Annotated in this window: 3 protein-coding genes and 1 pseudogene; 1 reads left to right on the forward strand and 3 read right to left on the reverse strand. The window is 72.6% G+C overall.

Annotated features, from left to right (window positions below):
- Nucleotides 1-242: 242 nt before the first annotated feature.
- Complete coding sequence (locus tag RIM90_RS26985; protein ID WP_309063356.1) at nucleotides 243-1,559, forward strand: phytase; 1,317 nt, start codon at nucleotides 243-245, stop codon at nucleotides 1,557-1,559.
- A gap of 2 nt (nucleotides 1,560-1,561) precedes the next feature.
- On the opposite strand, the gene RIM90_RS31640 is transcribed toward RIM90_RS26985, so the two are convergent.
- The 3 genes and pseudogenes from RIM90_RS31640 to RIM90_RS26990 all read right to left on the reverse strand — a co-directional run.
- The gene (locus tag RIM90_RS31640; RefSeq protein WP_375165568.1) at nucleotides 1,562-1,783 is read right to left on the reverse strand and encodes an AAC(3) family N-acetyltransferase; all 222 of its coding nucleotides are present in this window, start codon (nucleotides 1,781-1,783) and stop codon (nucleotides 1,562-1,564) included.
- Nucleotides 1,731-1,937: an AAC(3) family N-acetyltransferase gene (locus RIM90_RS31645; RefSeq protein WP_375165566.1), complete on the reverse strand. Its 207-nt coding sequence runs from the start codon at nucleotides 1,935-1,937 to the stop codon at nucleotides 1,731-1,733. The genes RIM90_RS31640 and RIM90_RS31645 overlap by 53 nt, the downstream gene beginning before the upstream one ends.
- A pseudogene (locus RIM90_RS26990) lies at nucleotides 1,864-2,062 on the reverse strand (IS5/IS1182 family transposase); the annotation flags it as partial. The gene RIM90_RS31645 and the pseudogene RIM90_RS26990, both read right to left, overlap by 74 nt.
- Between the last annotated feature and the right edge of the window lie 61 nt (nucleotides 2,063-2,123).

The raw sequence follows: 2,123 nt of genomic DNA on the forward strand, positions 1-2,123 counted from the left end.
GAGTGACGCTCTCACGGTGCCCGGCAGGAGTGTCGGCAGGGCGCCCGCGGCCGCCGGTCGCGCAGGATCCGTCGGATGAGCGTGCCGCCCGCGGCCGCCTCACCACCGGGCCGCCCGGACAGCGGTGTTCAGCATGCAGACACGCCGAACCGTGACATCACGCCGCGTTCACGATCGCGTCGCGATTCCTTCGCGAACCTTCCATAGCGTTCCCGGCGTCCGCATTCCTACCAAGGAGTAACGTGAGCGCCTTCGCTCTCAGCACCCTGACCGCACTCGCCACCGCGTTCACCCTGACCACCGGTCCCACGGTCCCGGTGACCGTCACGGCCACCGTGGAGACTCCCGCGGTCCACGACGACGAGGCCGGCGGCAACGCCGACGCCGACGACCCGGCCGTGTGGGTCGACCCCGAGAACCCCGGCCGCAGCATCGTCATCGGCACGCTGAAGGAGGCCGGCCTCGATGTCTACGGACTCGACGGCCGCCGCCTGCAGCACATGGCGGCGCCCCAGGCCCCGAACGAGGACGCCAAGCCCGGCCGCTTCAACAACGTCGACATCGTCTACGGTTTCGAACTGGACGGCGAGAAGACGGACCTGGCCCTCGTCAGCGACCGGGGCCGCGACCGCATCCGCGCCTACGCCATCGACCCCGCGGCCGTCGCGGCCGGCAAGCCGCCGCTGAAGGACGTCACCGCAGCCGACGCCGCACCGGTCTTCGCCGCCGACGAGGCCGAGGTGGACGACCAGCGCACCTCCTACGGCCTGACCGCCTTCAAGGACGATGACGACGCCTACGTGGTGGTGTCGCAGCGCGAGGAGACCCGCCTGCGCCTGCTCCGGCTGAAGGACGACGGCGGGCGCGTCGGCTACGAGACCGAGGACACCCTCGATCTGCCCGCCACCTTCGCCCTGCCCGACGGCACCGACTGGACCCCGTGCGCGGACCCCGGTGAGAACCCTCAGGTCGAGGGCATGGCCGTCGACCTGGAGGAGCACGTCCTGTACGCCGCCCAGGAGGCGGTGGGCCTGTGGCGGATCGACCTGGACGACGAGGAGTTCGAGGACCCCGAGCTCATCGACCGCGTCCGCGAGTACGGCACGCCATGGACGTACGACGCCGAGGAGGAGGAGTGCGTCCTCGACACGGACAACGACCCCGGCTTCGGCGGTGAGCACCTGAGCGCCGACGCGGAGGGCGTCACCGTCTACCACGCCGAGGACGGCACCGGATACGTCCTCGCCTCCAGCCAGGGCGACGACACCTTCGCCGTGTACGAGCGCGACGGGGACAACGGCTACCTCGGCTCGTTCGCCGTCGCCGACGGCGCCACCGACGGCGTGCAGCACTCCGACGGCTCCACGGTCGTCAACGTCCCCCTGGGCCGGTCCTTCCCCAAGGGTCTGCTGATCACCCACGACGGCGAGGCCACCCCGGCCGACGGCGACCGCGAGGGCACCAACTTCAAGTTCGTCCGCTGGGACGCCGTCGCCGGCGCATTCCCCGAACCGCTCACGGTCGACACCGACTCCTTCGATCCCCGCGACGCGGACTGACCTCACCCGTCAGCTCGCACCGTCCGGCTCCGCGCCGCCCCGAACCACCGCGCCGCGAAATCCACCAGTGGGCGCAGGGGCGGCAGAACGGCCCGCGCCCCGCCCACCGAGCCGGTACGGCACAGGCCGGTCCGTGCGGCGAACGCCTCCCCCACCGCGGGGAAGCCGTGGTCACCGACGGCCGGTTCGCCGAACTCGGCCCGACGGCGCGCCCCGTTCGCCAGAAGGGGGCGTGCCGTTGGCGACCCGGTCGACGGGCAGTCCGGCCCGGGACCCGGCGAGGTGGAGCGAGGTGTTCCTCTCATGGCCCACGCCGAGGAGCAGGATCCCCGCGTCCAGCCGGTGGAGCTCCCCGAGGCAGGAGCGGGGTGACGTCACCCGCGGTTTCCGCCGGTCAGCGACACCGCGAGCGGAATGCCCCGGCCGTCGGTGAGGACGTGGTGCTTGCTGCCCGGTCGTACGCGGTCGACCGGGCCGGGTCCGCTTTTGGGCCCCTGCGGACCGCCCGGACGTGGGTGGGGGGTGCCCCCGGCGAAGCCAGGGGGAGAGTCGGTCACCGCCCGC

The sequence above is a fragment of the Streptomyces sp. genome, from assembly GCF_031181555.1.
GTDB classification, from domain to species: domain Bacteria; phylum Actinomycetota; class Actinomycetes; order Streptomycetales; family Streptomycetaceae; genus Streptomyces; species Streptomyces fimbriatus.